General features: G+C 56.8%; 11 protein-coding genes. 3 read left to right on the plus strand and 8 right to left on the minus strand.

What is annotated here, in order from left to right:
- Nucleotides 1–86 precede the first annotated feature (86 nt).
- Genes AC6I6H_RS04205 through AC6I6H_RS04215 form a run of 3 tightly spaced genes read right to left on the minus strand, consistent with a single transcriptional unit; the run spans nucleotide 87 to nucleotide 2,916 of the window.
- Nucleotides 87–1,373 (minus strand): ATP-binding protein, encoded by a 1,287-nt coding sequence (locus tag AC6I6H_RS04205; RefSeq protein WP_497951728.1) that lies wholly within the window; start codon nucleotides 1,371–1,373, stop codon nucleotides 87–89.
- Between the two features lie 25 nt (nucleotides 1,374–1,398).
- Nucleotides 1,399–2,262, minus strand: coding sequence for a tetratricopeptide repeat protein (locus tag AC6I6H_RS04210; protein ID WP_497951730.1), 864 nt, complete (start codon nucleotides 2,260–2,262; stop codon nucleotides 1,399–1,401).
- Nucleotides 2,263–2,286: 24 nt separating this feature from the next.
- Nucleotides 2,287–2,916 carry a tetratricopeptide repeat protein gene (locus AC6I6H_RS04215; protein WP_497951734.1) on the minus strand — a complete coding sequence of 210 codons (630 nt, stop codon included), beginning with the start codon at nucleotides 2,914–2,916 and terminating at the stop codon, nucleotides 2,287–2,289.
- A gap of 409 nt (nucleotides 2,917–3,325) precedes the next feature.
- On the opposite strand from AC6I6H_RS04215, the gene AC6I6H_RS04220 reads away from it, so the two are divergent.
- Complete coding sequence (locus AC6I6H_RS04220) at nucleotides 3,326–3,607, plus strand: GNAT family N-acetyltransferase (protein WP_497951738.1); 282 nt, start codon at nucleotides 3,326–3,328, stop codon at nucleotides 3,605–3,607.
- Between the two features lie 15 nt (nucleotides 3,608–3,622).
- On the opposite strand, the gene AC6I6H_RS04225 is transcribed toward AC6I6H_RS04220, so the two are convergent.
- Entirely contained in the window at nucleotides 3,623–4,486 is an 864-nt protein-coding gene (locus AC6I6H_RS04225; RefSeq protein WP_497951742.1) for a GyrI-like domain-containing protein, read from the minus strand.
- Nucleotides 4,487–4,741: 255 nt separating this feature from the next.
- Between AC6I6H_RS04225 and AC6I6H_RS04230 the strand changes: the two genes are divergently transcribed.
- Nucleotides 4,742–5,299: a VanZ family protein gene (locus AC6I6H_RS04230; protein ID WP_497951744.1), complete on the plus strand. Its 558-nt coding sequence runs from the start codon at nucleotides 4,742–4,744 to the stop codon at nucleotides 5,297–5,299.
- Between the two features lie 350 nt (nucleotides 5,300–5,649).
- On the opposite strand, the gene AC6I6H_RS04235 is transcribed toward AC6I6H_RS04230, so the two are convergent.
- Together AC6I6H_RS04235 and AC6I6H_RS04240 are read right to left on the minus strand one after the other, a co-directional pair.
- Nucleotides 5,650–6,723 (minus strand): DUF3048 domain-containing protein, encoded by a 1,074-nt coding sequence (locus tag AC6I6H_RS04235; RefSeq protein ID WP_497951748.1) that lies wholly within the window; start codon nucleotides 6,721–6,723, stop codon nucleotides 5,650–5,652.
- Nucleotides 6,724–7,682: 959 nt separating this feature from the next.
- Complete coding sequence (locus AC6I6H_RS04240; protein WP_497951753.1) at nucleotides 7,683–12,530, minus strand: choice-of-anchor I family protein; 4,848 nt, start codon at nucleotides 12,528–12,530, stop codon at nucleotides 7,683–7,685.
- A 310-nt stretch (nucleotides 12,531–12,840) separates the two neighbouring features.
- On the opposite strand from AC6I6H_RS04240, the gene AC6I6H_RS04245 reads away from it, so the two are divergent.
- The gene (locus AC6I6H_RS04245; RefSeq protein ID WP_497951759.1) at nucleotides 12,841–15,423 is read left to right on the plus strand and encodes an S-layer homology domain-containing protein; all 2,583 of its coding nucleotides are present in this window, start codon (nucleotides 12,841–12,843) and stop codon (nucleotides 15,421–15,423) included.
- A 186-nt stretch (nucleotides 15,424–15,609) separates the two neighbouring features.
- On the opposite strand, the gene AC6I6H_RS04250 is transcribed toward AC6I6H_RS04245, so the two are convergent.
- Together AC6I6H_RS04250 and AC6I6H_RS04255 are read right to left on the minus strand one after the other, a co-directional pair.
- Nucleotides 15,610–16,422: a carbohydrate ABC transporter permease gene (locus AC6I6H_RS04250; protein WP_497951765.1), complete on the minus strand. Its 813-nt coding sequence runs from the start codon at nucleotides 16,420–16,422 to the stop codon at nucleotides 15,610–15,612.
- Between the two features lie 21 nt (nucleotides 16,423–16,443).
- Nucleotides 16,444–17,331: a carbohydrate ABC transporter permease gene (locus AC6I6H_RS04255; protein ID WP_497951870.1), complete on the minus strand. Its 888-nt coding sequence runs from the start codon at nucleotides 17,329–17,331 to the stop codon at nucleotides 16,444–16,446.

Raw genomic sequence — 17,331 nt, forward strand, 5'->3', positions numbered from 1 at the left:
AACCATAGCTTTTCAACATTCTTCCATTCCACTAAGGTTCGCCCCATCACCGCAAACCAAAAAAACGCTCTCGAACATCCGAATCGCTAGAGATACCGGCTTCTCTTCGAGAGATACCGCTCTACGTCATCATAGAGACCGGTTTGGTTGGAATATTTCACATAGTTCTTGATCGTCTTCAACCACTCAATCGTAGACGGTCGGGTGGCTTCGATGGCGCGCAGCAGATCCTTTGTGCGGATCGGCCGCTCGATCTCCGTCTTCATGATTTCGGTGATCACGTATTCTGTAGCGGTTTCGATCAGATTCTCCAGGTCGGCGCCCGAATACAGTTCGGTTTTCTCGGCAATGGCGTCATAATCGATGGCCTCCTGCGGCCGGCCCGCCATTTTCAACTGCAAAATAGCCATGCGGGCGTTCTTGTCCGGAGGAGGAACAAAGAGCACCTTGTCAAATCTCCCCGGACGCTTGAAAGCCGGGTCCACATCCCACGGCATGTTGGTCGCCCCGATGATGAGCATGTTTTGCGTATTGGTGTCGATGCCTTCAAGCTCCGTCAGAAACTGGTCGATGATGGGGCGCATATGCTCGGATGCGAGCTTGGCCCGGTTAAAGCCGATGGTATCAATCTCATCAAAAAACAGCACGCAGGGGCTTTTCGCCCGGGCATTCAGAAAAATGTCCTTGATGTTTTGGGAGCTGACGCCGAGATAGGGGTCCAGAATATCGGTGATATGAACCGCCTGAAACCTCGCCCTGCACTCGCCTGCCGTAGCCTTGGCCATGAAGGTTTTGCCGCATCCCGGCGGACCGTACATGAGGATGCCGCCGCCCGTCTTCTTCTTAAACTTGCTGAACAAGCTTTGGCTGCTGAAGGGCTTGATGATCTTCATTCGGATGACATCCTTCAAGTCTTCATAGCCGCCCACCTGCTCAAAGGTAACCGTCTGCTGCTCGCGGGTCTCCGACAGAACGTCGGCTCCTCCTTTGCCCCCTTGCACAACGCGAAGCCGGACGAGCTTCTCCTCTTCGTCTGCCGGCTCCTCGTTCGCCTCCTCTTTATCCGCCGGCTCCTCGTCCTCTTCCGCATCCTCCGTCCATTGCTCATCCGCCCCGTTGCTGTCCGTCATATCCTCTCCCTCATCGGCCAATGCCTCGTCCGGCAGACTCGCCGCCCCCCTGGTTAGCCGGGAAAGCTGTTCGAACACCTTCTCCTTGAACTCACTGCCGCAGTATGTAAGGGCGTTGGAAAAAGCATACAGCGCCTCGCTGTCGCGGCCCGCCTCCACGTACTCCACTCCGAGCAGGTACCAGGCAAGCCCATTTTCGGGTTCCTTTTCGAGCATCACTTGCATCACTTCTATTTTGTCCATAACGGCACTCCATCCAAGATTAGAGTCAGAGAATTAGAATCAGAACGGCGGCAAGAAGCACCACCAAGGCCAGCGGCACCGTAAAAAGGATACTCGTTTCCCTGGTAAGCCCCGACGTTTTAAACAAAACCAGCTTCAGCCTAAAGAAAGCTTGCATCTTGAACAGCTTCGGCTGGATTCGGCGCCGGATGATCCTTTTCGTACGATAGTAGAAACGCGGCTTTCGAGTGATTTTGTCCAGCTGCTTCAAGATATACTTGTTGGTCGGATCGAGCTGGAAAGCCTGCCGGAGATTCTCCTCCGCGCTCTTGTAATCGTACTTGTAATAATCCAGCATCCCGGCCATGAGAAAACGGTCGGTCTCGTCTGTGGTTAAGGAAAAATACGTATCCGCCACCTTGGAACGAAACCCTTCCGAATCGTCCATTCCCAGGTAGTAATAAAACTTATAGTGCAAGGCGTTGAGGTTCTCCGGATCGAATTCCAATGCCTGATTGATGAGTTCAAGCGCGCGGCAGTTGTTCCCGAGAAGCATCTGATGGTAACCGTAAAAGGCCAGGTAATCCGCATTCTGCGGATCGATATCCAAAGCCGCAAGCAGGCTGGCCTCCGATTCCTCAAAGCGATCCATCTGCAAATGGATTTGCCCGAGCAGGTAATAGCATTTGCCGGGGCGGAAGCCGCCTGACAAGGCAGTCTTGCATGCTTCAAGCGCCTCCTGGCCCTGATCCAATTCACTGTGGCAGAGGGCCGTCAGGTAGATCAGATAGGCGTCGGAGGGTGTCTTCTCCAACGCTCTCGCCAGAAGCTCCAGAGCATGCGAATACCGCTCCATGTCAATATAGTTTTGGATGATCAAGAGTTCTCTCTGCTGCTCCATTGAACTCATGCCGGCACCTTTTCCGCAACAAGATCAGGAAATAAGCTTGTTTGCATTTTTTATATACTCGCCCTCCGGATAGAGGGTCACATATTGTTCGACCCAATGCTTGGAGCCGTCCCTTTTGTAAAGCAGCTCGCACACTTCCCAGATATTATATTCGGTCGTGTCATGATCTTCGCCGTTTTCCTTGGCCTGGATATACCGTTCCAGAGCGGTTTCATAATGGCCCAGAAAAAATTCGGAGACCCCGATATGCCCGTAGCATTCGCCTTTCTTTTCGGGATACTTCACCATGATCTCTTCATAAGCGCGGATGCTTCCTTCAAAGTCTTTGTTCAGGAACAAATCCGTGGCTTTGTGGGTCTCCAATCTGAAATCATCAAGCTTCAAGCCCTTTATCATTTCATCGCGCACCCGCTTGGCTTCTTCAAAGTCGGACTCCCCGTCCAAACGGCTGAAGACCTGTACCGTTCGCCCTTCCATCTTCACGACGTTCTTGCCTGATTCCTTTTTCCTTCCGGACATGCCGTATAAGATCAGGCCAGCCAGCATGGCGCCAACCAGGCAAACAATCCCGAGCACCAGATTGCCTTTGTAGAAGGAATAACCCGCAACTAGACCGATTGCCAACAAAACAAGACCGATTGCCTTTTTCGTCATCCTCTGTTCCTCCGATTTTTAGGTAATAATTATCAAAAGTAATCCACAAGGCGACAAGAATATATAATATTCGTCACAGCTGCCATTTTTCCGCAAAAGATCTTTCAAACTGCAATAGAAGAAGGTGACGAATCCGCCGCTTCAGCACCAAACGCTTGCCAATCCGCATGACAATTTGATTATCGGTCATAAAGGAATAAGCATCCGTCAATAATTTTAAAGGCATCCCTGGGGGAAAGCGTTCACTTTTTTAATGGAACGTTTGTGGTTTCTCCCATTGCTTGGCTCCAAGCTCAAACCTTCCGAATTCAGGACGGGCCTCGGGGCGGAGTCATCCGCCCCTTCCCCGTGTAAGTACATACAAAAAGCGCCGGCCGAAGGGCAGGCGCCACTAAAGGAGTGCATTCGCATGAACGAACAGGAATGGATCCGGCAGGAAAACCGGTTTGTCGTATTAGAAAACGGAGAGCAAATTGCGGAAGTAACTTGGGTGCCCCAAAGCGAAGAAACGATCATTGTGGATCATACGTTCGTCGATCCGAAACGGCGGGGGACGGGGCTTGCGGAGCAGCTGATCAAACGCGTCGTCGAAATGGCCCGCGAGAACAACCAAAAAATCGTTCCGTCCTGCTGGTACGCGGAAGCCCAGTTCCGCCGGCATAAAGAGTATGCCGACGTCTGGGCGCTTTGATTTACCGTTTCGCTTCTAGCGGGACGGGCCGTTCGACACGACCGGAATCCAGAGCTCGTTTTTGTTTTCCTCCGGCGGCAGGTAGCATTCGATGGCGGGAAGCGGCGCAAGCCCGTAATCGGCCGTTGGCAGCCATTCCGCATAGTAGCGCCGCCACAGATCGGCGACGGTTTCCCGAGGACCTTCCGTTTCAAAAACGACCCATGTCGCTGCCGGAAAGGTCCTCTTCTCCATTCCTTCGGCTTCCGCACGTTCGGAGGCGATGGACATCAAGTAGCGGAAGGTTTCGCTTTTGCCCCAATCCCCATCCGCGCATACGCCGAGAATTCCGCGCGGGCGCGCGCTTTCCGAGCGCACCTCCCACAGCTTCTCAAACACCCCCTCGCGGCCTGCCTTGGCCCATAACTCCGGGACAACGGCGTAGGCTTCTTCCGTGCTCACCGTTTCCGCATAACCCAGGACGGCGAACGCGTCCAACTCCTCGATCCGGTATTTCATTTCCTCCGCTCCTTTGACGGTCAATTGAAAGGAGAGACGCGGATAGGATTTGAGAACGGTCCCGGCGCTCCGGGCGGCCGTCGGCGTCGTTCCATGCACCTGCTGAAAAGCGCGGGCGAACGCCTCCGGAGACTCGTAGCCGTATTTCAGAGCTACGTCTATCACCTTCGCTCCGCTGGCCCGAAGCTCGGCTGCTGCTAGAGTCAGCCGCCGTCTGCGAATATATTCCGACAGGGACATTTCTGTTACGAACGGAAACATCCTTTGCAGATGCTGCGCGGTGCAGCCCAGAATTTTCGCCGCTTCGGCATAGTCCACATCCTCCGTCAGATGAGCCTCGATATAGCCGATCATCCGGTTCATTCTTTCCGACCAATCCATACGGTTCTCCCTTTCGCCCTTTACTTTACCTGCCAAAACGGACGCACGCCTTGCCGTTTTCGTACCGAAACGGACAGGCCGCGCCGGTTTTTCCGAATTCGGTTCCGGCTTTGTCCTTTTGGTCTGAACTTTAAGAAAAAGTTAAGCTTTTCTTTCGCTTTTCCCCGCCAAATCCGCCGTCCGGTTCTGATACGATCGGAACAGGCTCGATCCGGTCGAGCCGGCTGCCATTTTTTCCGTGGAGGGATCGCGTTGGTGAAACGCACAAAGAATGGAATTCATTACGGGCTGCTTGCTCTTTTTGCGGTCTATTTGCTCGTGCTGGTGCGGATCATTTTGTTCAAGGACGCTCCGCTGTACAACCTGTTCGGCCTTTTCGGGTGGTACGAAAGAGACATCAGCTTCATCCCGTTGAAGTCCACGCTGGACATGATCACCAGCCCGCTCGGCGCCGCTTTTGCGGTAAAAAACATCGCCGGCAACGTCGCCCTGTTTGTTCCGCTCGGCCTCTTTCTTCCGCTTTTATGGGCCAAACCCCTGCGGCAAACCGTTGTGGCAGGCCTCTGCCTCAGCCTCGGGTTCGAGGCGGCGCAATTTCTTTTGGCGATCGGGGCGGCCGACGTTGACGACGTGCTGCTGAACACCGGCGGAACGCTCATCGGAGCAGCCGTTTACGCCGCCCTGAAGAAGCGCCTTGGGGACCCCCGCCGCCTCCAAAACGCGGCCGCGCTTCTCCTCGGCGCCCTCGGGCTGCTCGGCATCGCTATTCTGCTCGCGACGGAAAGCGAGCTGTTTCGTTTGTTCCGCCGATAAGCGGCGGGCGGCGGGCGTCCAGCCGCGGGCGCTACGCAGCGCGCGTCCAGCCGCGGGCGCTACGCAGCGCGCGTCCAGCCGCAGGCGTTACCCGGCGCGCGTCCAGCCGCAGGCGTTACCCGGCGCGCGTCCAGCCGCAAAAAAGCGGCACGCAGGAACGGGAAAACGTTCCATCATGCCGCCCGCCAAACGCTGCCGGGGTCAATGCGCCNGCGCGCGTCCAGCCGCAGGCGTTACCCGGCGCGCGTCCAGCCGCAAAAAAGCGGCACGCAGGAACGGGAAAACGTTCCATCATGCCGCCCGCCAAACGCTGCCGGGGTCAATGCGCCTTTTTGCGCGGCTTCCCGCGATTACTGGATGGTAAGCTCCGTGCCGACCGGCACTATTTGAACCCAGGTTTTACCCGGCAGCAGAGGAACCTCCACCCCGTCCGCATACGCCCGGATGGCGCCGTCCCGCTGCTCCCACGTGATCTCGCGCATGAGCCCCTGCTGGAAAAGAACGCCGCTGCCCGGCCCGTGCACGTCGACATCCCGCCGTCCCGCGCTGTCCAGCACCCGATGCTCCGCTTCGATAACAAGCAGGTTGGTTGCGCTCAGCTGCTTGCCCGACTCCTTGTCGAGATGCGGCTCGCCTGCCATCGTTCTCAGGTACGTATGAGACGCCGCATCGAACGCGTAAGCTACCTTGTAGCCTAGCAGGTACGGAATTTCCACAGCTTCCGCCGGGTCGCCCTTAACCGTCTGACCGTCCGGAGCAAATGTCAGAAAAGGATCGCGCCATTCGGTCCGGAAGCTTCGGCGTTCGGCTCCTTCGGTCGCTTTTTCGAAAGAGGTATACAAGTTATGCGGCTTCTTGCGTTCTTTGGAGCGCCAATAGGACGCGCCGTCTCCGTACAGCTCGTCCAGGTGGGCGGCGCCCAGCTCGACCATCTTGTTCATCGCGTCCTGGCTCCAGCCGGCGTGAACGAGTACGGCGTCGAGGCCAAAGCCCAGCTCGACGAAATAGGGCCGAATGCTGCGAACCGGGCCGATGACGGCCGGTTTTTCACTTTGGAAGACGCTCAAAAAACGGGTGATCTCGCCTTCCGCGAGCACCTCATAAACGATATCGGCCTGATCCAGTCCGGATTGGGGCCGGGCGGCCGGGGAATTCTCCACCATGATCATAAAAGGCCGCTGCAGGGCTTCGACTTCCGTCGGCAGACCGGTCAGCGGGAAAACAAAAGGCAGCACCGGCTCCGGCGTCGGACTGGGCGCCGTCGTTACGGTTGGAAGTACCATCGGCGTCTCCGTAGGAGCCACGGAAACGGCTGTTTCGCCTTTGCCCCCGCAGCCTGCCAAAACCAGCAGCAGAACGGCCGAGCAGCAAAAGCCCCGTCTGGCAGCGCCGCTCGCGGACGGGCGTTTGGTTTGTTGCGTCATTTCAGGTCTCCTTTGACACTTGCGATCAAGCTTTTCTCCCATCATAACACAGGCAGAGGCCGACCGGGCCCGAAAACGAAACAAAAGGACGAAGACGCCTGTTCCTATACCGCTCGGCGCTCCTCTCTAACATGCTGCTTGTTTGCTGCCCGGAGATTCCCTTTTTGCGCACTCGCTAGTTCACCCCAGTCTCCCAGACCTGGCAAAGCAGGGGATAAGCTCGCTCGGTTTTCATCAAATTATGCAATCGCAACCTTTCTCATTTGCCCCGCGCCCGCGCCCGTTCCCGCGGGATTCGCGACTAAACTTTGCTGGAACCTGAGCATTTACACGGCAAAATCGTCATCGGCTCCCGCAGTCCGGCACGCTTCCTTTCTACCCTGAAAATAACGCAAACTTCATAGTCTGTGGTGCCCGCCAGGGCATGGGTGGCTAACGGTTGTGACAGGGCTTAATTGGCAAAAAAACCCCTGTTTCATTTTCTAACGGTTGTGAGCGAGCTTATTTGCCTTAAAATGACGCAAAAACCCCCTCCTATCACCAAATAAGCTCTGTGGCAACCGTTACATTTTCAAAAGCCCCGTTTTCGGCAAAATAAGCTCGCTGGCAACCGTTAGAGTTTTTCTAATCTCCTTTCTGCCCCCCCGTTCATGCCATCGTTTAGCCGCACAGCCCGCTAGTCGCACCTAACTATGAGAATTGGGGTTTTACGTTACTTTCAGGGTGGGTTTCCGGCCCGCCGGCTATCACACTCTCACCAACATGCCCCTCGTACGTTCCCGCCTGCTATCTACTGCGCCCCTAGGGTTCAGTCAACCCTTCATTCCTTCCGCTCCCTCATCTCACCTTCTTGCCTTCCATTCCGCATCTCACGCACGCTTGGAACAAAAGCCCCTCGCCGAAAGGCCGGCGAGGGGGCTGTAAAGATCTTATTTGATGTGCTGACAATCAATTCACGATTAAGGCAGGAAGTCCAGCTCCCGGAGCGATTTCAGCAGCATGACCGCGGCCTCCGCGCGGGTAGCGGTGTCCTTCGCGGCAAAGGTTTGCGGCGTTTTGCCGCTCACGATGCCGTCCGCTACAAGACGGGCCGCATGCTCCCGCGCCCATTGCGGAATCGAGGCGCGGTCCGCGAAGCGGTCCAGCACCGCCGCGTCGGCGGTTCCGCCCGCTTCCGGCGCGGCGAAGCGCATCGCGTTGCCGATCATCACGGCCATCTCGGCGCGGGTGACGGTCGCCTGCGGGGCGAACGTTTCGGCGCTGCGGCCGCTGATCAGCCCGTTCCGGTACGCCGTTTCCACGGCGTCCGCATACCAGGCCGAAGCGGAGACGTCCGCGAAGGCGTTCGTCTTCGCGCCATCCGCCGGATCAAGGCCGAGCGCCTGAACCAGCATGGAAGCAAACTCGGCGCGGGTGACGGTTTTCTTCGGCGCAAAGGCCGTTTCCGACTGGCCGGACACGATCAGCTTCGAAGCCAGCGTTTCAATATCGCCTTGGGCCCAGTGCCCTGCGAGATCGGCAAACGCCTTCGAATATTCCAGCACCGCGTACGTGCTGTTGCCCGGACGCGTCATGGCATACGCCGGTTTGCCGTTTACGATCGCCGGCTGACCGGGTACGAAGCGGAAGGAACCATTCGCCGGATCATAAAGAACCGGAACCGCCGCCGCCGCGTTAACGCCTTGCGGCAGATAAACATAGCGGGTGACATAAGTGGAACCGAAGCTGTCCAGCTCGCGCGTCTGTCCGTTTGCCGTCAGCTGAACAGCGAATTCCACCGCCTGTCCTCCGATCACGCGTGCGCCCATATCCGTTGCAACGCCGGCAATCTCGTTCTGGACGGCGCTGTCGACTGGCGCGATGCGGACGGTAAGCACGCTGTCCGCGTCGAGCCCTTGCCCGCCGCCCTGCTGCGTCAGCACGGATACCGGCAGATGATAGCTGGCGGTTTGCGTATTCACCGCAACGATCAGCTCCCCGGTTTTGCCCGCTGGAGCCGCCGCAAGCAGAGGCGCGGCCGGAAGCGCTACGGCCACCGGGCCGGTCAGTCCGGACGCCTCTACGATCAGCGCCGTCTGGCCGGCGGACGTGTTATTCCAGGCCTCCGTCACGGCCGCAGTCAGGTCGGCCGCTTCCACGGTCACCCGATGCACCGTCCGTCCCGCCGCGTCCGTTTCCTCCGTCGTTTTCAGTGCGTCTCCGCTCAGCACATTGCCGTCCGCCGGAGACGGCGCAGGGCTCGGACTCGGCGAAGGACTTTGGGTCGGCGTCGCTGCCGGGGGCCCGGGGTACCAAGGGCCCGGGTTGCCCGAAGGCTTTTCCTGCTCGACGATTCTTCCTTCTACGGCAGGTCTGGCGGTGCCGCCCAAAGCTTTTACATGCCCGATGAAAATCTCGTAATCGGGATAACCCAAATCCTCATAGTAAGCGCCGCCTTCCAGCGCTTCGGCAAACGAAACGTAGCCGTCGCCTCCCTTGGCCACAAAGCTGTTTGTAGTCAGGCGGTACGTGGCCTGCGGGTCGAGCGGAAGGTAAGCGCCGTCCTTAAGGATTTCTACGTCAAATACTTTGTCGCCGGCCGGCTGCGCAGGGTCCCACTTGAAGCGCATGCCCGCCACCTGCGGGAACTTGCCCGGCAGGTCGGCAAGCTTCGCGCCGGACACCCCGTTTTCCAGGCCTGCCTTCAGCTGCGTGCCGGTAACATCCAGCACCGTCAGGGTATTGCCGTACGGCATCACCGTGCGGAGCTGCCCCATCGTAATATCGCCGGCCGGGATCGAGGCCCGGATGCCGCCGCCGTTCATGATCGCCACATCCGCGTTTTTCAGTTCCTTGGCCCGCGCCAGCATGCCGTCGGCGATCAGGTTGCCGAGGTTGGTTTCTTTGGCACGCACATTTGTCCGCTCGCCGTCGAGCAGTACACCTGCCTGTCCGACGACCTCTTTTTTCATTTCTTCCAATTCCGCATTGTAAGGCGCCAGCATTTCCCCAACCTTCGGATCAGCTGCAACGGAAGCGTCCACCGGCAGGAGACCGCCGGCTGTACCATTTTCACCGGTTACCACATTCCCGTCCCGGTCAAAAACAACGTCAACGCGGCCGAGATACTTGCCCCACTCGTTGGCTTGCACAATCGCTGTCGCCGTTCCGAATGCCGCGTCTGTCACAAATTCGGGCTGATCCAGCTTCGTATGGGTATGCCCGCCGACGATCAGGTCAATGCCTTCGACGGCTTCGGCTAGCGTTTTGTCACGGTTGTAGCCCAGGTGCGACAGGGCGATAATGCGGTTGACGCCCTTCTCCTCCAGCGCTTCCACCGTTTCGCGCGCGGCTCCGGCCGCTTCGCGGAATGCGACGTCCTTGCCGGGACTGGACGTCTCTTTGGTATCCTCCGTAGTCAATCCGAACACTCCGACCTTATGGCCGTTTACATCCAGCACAACGTACGGGTAAACGCCCGCATTTGCCGTTGTTTTATCGGCCCAGGAGTCGATCGTTTTGCCTTCCTCCAGCAGCGGACCGACGTTCGCGTCTTTCGTGAAGTCAACGTTTGCCGTCAAAAGCGGAAATTTCGCGCCCTTGATAAAATCCGCCAGCACTTTCGTTCCGCTGTCAAACTCGTGATTCCCGAAGGTCATCGCGTCGTAGCCGAGCTCGTTCATGAAGACAAGATCGGCTTGCCCGGCCCACTTGGTAAAATACAGGTCGCCGGAGAACACGTCGCCCGCGTCCAGCAGCACGCTGTCTCCGCCTTCGCTGCGGACCTGCTCCACCAGTGTCGCCCGCTTGGCGATGTCAGCCAGATGGGCGTGCGTATCGTTGGTGTGCATGACCGTCAGCGTCCAATTCTCTCCGGCGTCGGGCGCAAAGACCCGGACCTTGGCTTCGGCGATGCCATAGCCGTCGGCGCTTAAGGCCGTGATGACCGCTTCTCCTTTTTGCCCGGGGGTGACGAGCCCGTTTGCATCAACCGACGCCACCCCCGTGTCGGAGGACGACCAGGTTACCGCTTCTTCGCCCCCGCCGATCGGCATAACCGCAGCTTGCAGCGCAAAGGGCTCGCCGCCCTCGGTCAACGTGACCGTAGTTCTGTTCAGGTCCACCTTAGTGACGTTCAGCTGGAGCACCGTTACCGTTCCGCCGACTTCGTTCGCCACCAGAAGCAGCGGCTGGCCGGTCGGGCTGTCGGGGGCCGGAATAAACTCAAGCCCTTCCGGTCCGGTGTCCGTTTCCAGATTGTTTTGGGGCTCAAAAATGCGCGTATTCGTGTAGTTCACGAACTTCGGCGCAGCGGGATTCGTCACGTCGTACATCATCACGCCGCCGACCCGCTCCAGCCCGATAAAGGCGAAAGCCTTCTCGCCCACCTTGCCGACCGTTACGTATTCCGGCTCCGGTCCTTTTTTGGCGCTGCGGCTGTCAAGCTCGGTCTTGTCGTTGCTGGCGTTAAAATGCAGCGGCAGCCGCTCGGCCGTAATCCGTTCAAAATCGCTGCCGCTGTCGTACACCTGCTCCATAGTGGAGGCGTCCCATACCGAGAACGAGCGGCCGCCGAACAGATACAGGTTTTCGTACAGCCCTTCCGAATTGCGGCCGAGATCGGTCATGACTTCGACCTTGTCGTAGTCGGTTTTTCCCGAAACGAACGCGGCCGCCGGGGAAGCGGGATTCAGCTGGCCCTTCAGTTTGCCGATCGTCGATTCATTTTCCCGGCCGTCCCAGCCGGTCGCGTCGCCTTCGTTGGCGGTGAACAAATAAGTGGCCTCGCCCACTGTATAAGACGCAATGCCGTCCGGCATATAAACGCCGAAGAAAGGCGAGTTCTCAAAATTTATTTCGCCGTCCTTAATGAGATCCAGCTCATTGCCGGGCAGGCTGAAATCCTTGTAGCCGAGGCTCTTCACGGAGGTGAAGGCGCCGGCGTTGATATCCAGCACGGCAATCGCGTTGTTTTCCTGCAGGGAAACGTACGCGGTTTGCTCGTCCGCCGACAAAGCGATGTATTCCGGCTCAAAGTCGGACAGGGCGTCCGCCTTGCTTCCCGCCCCTTCAATCACCCCGGTTGCGGGATTGGCCGCGCCCCGGATATGTACGCTGTCGTCAATGACGGCGGGGTTGTCAAACTTCGCATGCTTGACCGAGCCGTTCGCCGTATCCACGATGGTGACGCTTCCTTCGGGATCGGTCCCGGCAGCGCCTTCGCGCGATTCCCCTTCGTCCGCCGTCAGGATGTACCGGCCGTCCCGGGTCATTTTGATCATATCGGGCTGTACGCCCGCTTCATACGAACTCAGAAGATTCCCGTCGTAATCCAAAACAAGAATAAGACCGTTTTTGGCTGTCTCCGCTTCCTGCACGGCCAGAACCACGCGATCCGTTTTTGTATTGATGTCCACGCTGGTAAGGTCGCCGAATGCAAATCCCGAAGACGCGGCAGCCGCCAGCGCCTGCACGTCCACCGACTTTGCCCTCACGGCTTTGCCGTCGGCCTGCAGCTTTACAATGTCCAGTGTCGCCGGATTCGTCGCGCCGTTCACCAGGTAAAACGATTGATTGTCCTTGTTGTAGCGGACGATCTCCGCGACGCCGCCGTCTTCGTTGGTGACGCCGACCCGGTAGGAATCAAGATGCGATACGGACAAAGAGTCGGCAGTTCCGGCATAAGGCAAAAGCTCTGCCGCGTTCAACCGATTCGTGTCCGCCCGATCCGCCGTTTCGGCGTAGCCGGTGCCGGTGTTGCCCGCCGATCCGGCAATCAGTCCCCCGGCCAGCGCGATCGCCATAAAGCGTTTTCCCGCAGTTTTCAACGTGTACCCTCCTCGAAAGTGGAATCGCCTGAATTGTCGGCTTGCGCCGGATTCGAGTAAGAGTATACCGGGCAAATGTCATGCGGAAGGTCAGGACAAGGTTAACGGAGTGTAAAAAATCATCCTGCCGGCTAAGGAAACGATTTGCTTCAAAAAAATAAGTCATTTGTTCCATATTCTTCTTTGAAACCCCCATCTTATGGCCTATAATGGAAGAATCTGCGCCGGAAAAAGAGAGAATGTGGTAAACCCGGTTGACGGCAAACCGTCCACATTCACGCAGACCACTATCTCATCGGGAGGAAAAGGAATGCATCGGCTGAAACGTTTTCGCAAAATCGCAAGCTTGCTGTTGATTTTCGCTATGACACTGTCTCTGGCTGCGCCGGCAGGAGCGGCCGCAGCGGCTGCCAAAGACGACCTGACCGGGCATTGGGCGGAAGCCGACATGCGCGCTTGGGTTCAAGAGGGCTTGCTGTCCGGCTACGGAAACGGCGTTTATGCACCAAACCGCCCCATTACGCGGGCCGAATTCATTGCATTGACGAACAAAGTGTTTCATTTTACCGAAAAAGAAACGTTGGCTTTTGCCGATCTAACGTCCGGGCACTGGGCTTACAACGACATTGCGGCCGCGGTGAAGGCCGGTTACGTAAAAGGATATGACGACCGCACCATTCGGGCGAACGCCAAGGTCACCCGGCAGGAAGCGGCCGTTATGATCGCCGGTCTGCTTAATCTGCAACCCTCAGCGGATGCGGATGCCGAGCTGGCCGTATTCCGGGACACCAAAACCATTGCCGCCTGGAGCAAATCCTCCATCGCCGTGCTTGTTCGGGAAGGAATTCTCAAAGGCAACCCGAAAGGCGAGTTGTTGGCAAAAGGGCCGTTGACCCGCGCCGAAGCGGTCACTCTGCTGGAAAAAGCCAGCGGCTTCTATAACAAGTCCGTCACCTACGACAAAGCCGGTACATATGGACCCATCTCTGCAACCGTAACGGAAACGATTTATGGGGATGTGATTGTCAGCGCACCCGGGGTGACGCTGCAAAACCTGGTGATCAAAGGCGATCTGACGTTGACGGAAGGCGTTGGCGAAGGCGATGTCTTCTTCAAAAACGTGAAGGTGGAAGGAACGACGACGGTCCGCGGCGGCGGGGAAAACTCAATCCATTTCGAGGATTCTGTTCTGACTCGCATCGCCGTAGATAAGGCTTCCGGAACGGTCCGGATTTTGGTAATCGGCAAATCCTCCGTTAATCACGCTGTCATTCATACGCCTACCAAGCTGGAGGAATCGGCTGTTAAGGATAGCGGCTTTGGCAATGTGGAGCTGGCGGCCAACTTGCCTGCCGGTTCGAATGTGCAATTGAAAGGCGTATTTGAAGACGTTCAAGTTCTTGCGGCAAACATTAAAATCGCCATCCCCGGCGGATCGGTGGAAAAGCTGACGGTTGGCGATAAAGCGGCCAACAATGAGCTCACTATTGACGCCGGAGCAAAAATTCTCGATCTTGTGCTGAACGCGGTCACCAAAACGCTCGGCAAAGGCACAGTGGAAAAAGCGACCGTCAACGACGGGGCGGCAGGCTCTACTTTCGCTACTACTCCAGGCAAAGTCGAAGGCGGCGGCGCCGGAACAACAACGCCTCCCATTGTTGGCGGCGGTTCGGTTCCGCCCGGCAACGGCGGGAATCCGGGCGGCGAGGAGCCTTGCAAGAGAACACCGGAAGAGTGCGGGGATGCAAGTGTAAACAATATCGGGATTGAAGGTTATGTGCTGGAGCAAATCAATGGTGCCAACGAGATATTAGGTACCGGTTTTAACGCCGAGCATCGTTATTACCGGATTGTTACGCCCGACGGCATGACACAGCCTGCATCCGTAACGGTTACCGTAAGCGCAGCAACGTATGCAGAAACCAGTTATGCGATTTATCGCCATCACACCAACTACGGCCTTCCGGTTTCTTTGGAGAAAGACCAGCATACCTTCGAACTTGTAATCAAGCCCAAAACGGATGAGGTTCTGAATATTATGGTCGAAAGTGCGGATAAAGAAGCTTTGGAATCGTATACGATTGACATCGTATACCCCCGGACGCTTCAAGAAGCGCTTGCGGTAGATATCGAGCGGACGTATAACTCCGACGGCTCGGTGGCCGAAAACGTTTATCGTATCCTTGCGGGGAGCGTAAACGGTAAGTATATTCATTATTCCGATACCATCGCCTTATCGCACTCTGCTAACGAAGAGCCCTTTTTTACCGGAAACCGCGGTGAAATAATTCCCGATGACGTCTTTCACCAAGAAAAAGGCGTCTGGTACGCCCGAATCATGCGGGAAACAGAAGTATTGGCGGAGGGCGAGTACCACTACGATTTCAGCACGCCGCCTGTTTATTCGAACACGGGAATGCTCACGCTGGAAGTATTAACAAAGCAGCAGCTTATCGACTTGTACAACATGGCATACATTAAGGATTTTCCCTATAAGAACGGCTATACATTAAGGTTGAACAGTCCGCTCCTGCTGGCGGATTTTCCGGAAGCGCAATACGTCAGCTATAAAAATTCCAGACTTAACGGTCCGCTGAATGTTCTCCCGATTGGACTCACGGTGGAAGAATACAAAATTAATCTTTCTCATTTCGCACCTTCCATTGGTTATTTAATTGAGCCCGATTTCCAAGACCAATACTTGAGACAACAAACTTATTACCAAAGCGCTGATGAGGCCGACAAAATCGTCCACGACGAATTGATCTTCATCGGCATCTACGACGAAAATTTCAACCTCCTTGGCCAAGTGATCGTGCCCGTTCATTTTGACCAGGAGCATGTCGCGAACGGCTACACAGCGGCAGGAGAATGGCAGCCGACAAGCAACTAACCTTCATCCGCTGCAAAAGCGCGAAACACCAAAAAACCGACGGACCACCGGCGCGAGCCGGAAATCCGTCGGTTTTCTTTTTTCTAACCTGTAAAAACTATGTCTTTCTGTTTTCGCTCCTTCTCCTCTCGATGGTAACACTGCCTGTCATGGAGTCCCTCAAAGTGCGGCAGTACCGCTAGCCGCCTATTTGATCCCCGAGTGAATGAAGCTGTTGATAAACTGCCGCTGAAACAGCAGGAACGCGGCGAGGAGCGGCGCAATCACAAGCAGCGTGGCGGCGCTCACCTCGGTCCATTGGGCCCCGATCTCAAACGATTGGGCGAAGATGGCGAGGCCGACCGTCAGCGGACGGTTTTCCACCGAGTTGGTTACGATCAGCGGCCACAGGAAATTGTTCCATTGGTAGCTGACGGACACCAGGCCGAAGGCGACGTAAGCGGGACGGGCCAGCGGGACGTAGATTTGCCACATGATCCGCCATTTCGAGCAGCCCTCCACCACCGCCGCGTCGTCCAGCTCCGCCGGAATCGACTTGAACGTCTGGCGCAGCAGGAAGATCCCGAACGCCGACGCAAAATACGGCAGCATCAGCCCCAGCTTCGTGTCCAGCAGCCCCAATTCCTTCAGCACGTTGTAGTTGGGAAAAATCAGCACGTCCGCCGGAACCATGATCTGCACCAGGAAGAGCAGAAACACGGCGTTTTTCCCCACGAACTCCAGACGGGCGAACGCAAAAGCGGCCATCGTCGCCGTTACCGCCTGCACCGCAAACACGCCAGCCACGATCAGAACCGTATTCAAGTAATACTGCCCGAAGGGCGCGGCTTCCCAAACCCGCGCAAAATTCCCGAGCGTAAATTCCAGCGAAAACGACGGCGACAGCGCCACCTGCCGGGGACGAAACGCCGTTACCGCCATCCAGAGAAGCGGCACCAGCCACAGGACGGCAAAGAGCATAATCGGCACACGTCCCGCGGATTTCCAGGTTTTTTGCATGTCACACTGCCTCCTTTCCTGTTAGCGATAATGAATTTTCCGGTCCATTCCGAAAAAGTTCAGCGCGGCAAAGAGCAGCAGAATCGCCACCATGATGACGGTCAGCGCCGAAGCCATACCCTGATCCCAGAAGCTGAAGGCCGTTTCGTAAATGTAATACAAAAGCAGGTTGCTGGCGTTGTTCGGCCCGCCCTTGGTCATGATCATCAGGTGATCGACCAGCTTGTAGGCGTTGGTCATCGCCACGATCAGCACAAACAGCGTAGTGGGCATGAGCAGGGGGAACGTGATTTTGCGGAACACCCGCCAGCGCCCCACGCCGTCCACCTGCGCCGATTCGTACAGCTCCGGCGAGATGTTTTGCAGGCCGGCCAGATAGAAAATCATGAAGTACCCCGCCTCTTTCCAGATCACCATCACGATCAGTGCGCCCATGACGAGCTTTTCCGAGCCGAGAAACGGAACTCCGCCGGCGTTCGCCAGATCCATCAAGCGGCTCATCAGGCCGTATTCCGGTGTATAAATGAACAGCCACACGTTTGCGGCCGCAATCATCGGCATCAAGGTCGGGTAGAAAAAGGCCACCCGCAAAAAGCCCGTTCCGCGCAGCGCCTTGTTGGCAAAAACCGCCATCAGGATCGCCAGCCCGAGCGAGGTCGGAACCGTCCCGAGCGCAAACCAGAGGTTGTTGAGCATTACCTTCTGAAAAATTTCGTCCTGCATAAGCGTCCGGTAATTGTCGAGTCCGATGAAAAACGGTTCGGGCGTCGCCAGATCCGCCTGGAACAAGCTGAGCCGGATCGTCCCGGCGATCGGATAGAAGGTGAACAGAAACAAAAACGCGAGCGAAGGCAGCAAAAGCAGCCAGGCAAATCCGTTTGTTTTCCAACCGCGTTTTCTCGTATGTAT

Source organism: Gorillibacterium sp. sgz306347, assembly GCF_059735245.1.